General features: G+C 42.8%; 1 pseudogene. It reads left to right on the top strand.

Annotation, left to right across the window (positions count from 1 at the left end):
• Positions 1–456, top strand: a pseudogene (locus MKZ40_RS16970) (elongation factor 4); the annotation flags it as partial.

Here is a 456-nt window from a genome sequence, read left to right on the forward strand (position 1 = left end):
AGGTGATACCATCACTCTACAACGTAACTCTGCTCCAGAGCGTTTACCGGGCTTCCAACGCATTAAACCGCAGGTTTATGCAGGTATGTTCCCAATTTCATCAGATGACTATGAGTCATTCCGTGATGCGCTTGATAAATTAAGCTTGAACGATGCGTCGTTATTCTTCGAGCCAGAAAACTCAACAGCACTAGGCTTTGGTTTCCGTTGTGGCTTCTTAGGCATGCTACACATGGAAATCATTCAAGAGCGTCTTGAGCGTGAATACGACATTGATCTCATTACCACTGCGCCAACAGTAATCTACGAAGTAGAGACTAAAGACGGAACTAAACAGATAGATAACCCGTCTGACTTACCGCCGGTGAATAATATTCTTGAAATCCGTGAGCCAATTGTTGAAGCTAACATATTAGTTCCGCAAGAATTTTTAGGTAACGTAATTACGCTTTGTGT

The sequence above is a fragment of the Cobetia sp. BMC6 genome (assembly GCF_029991385.1).
Classification (GTDB): Bacteria; Pseudomonadota; Gammaproteobacteria; order Pseudomonadales; family Halomonadaceae; genus Cobetia.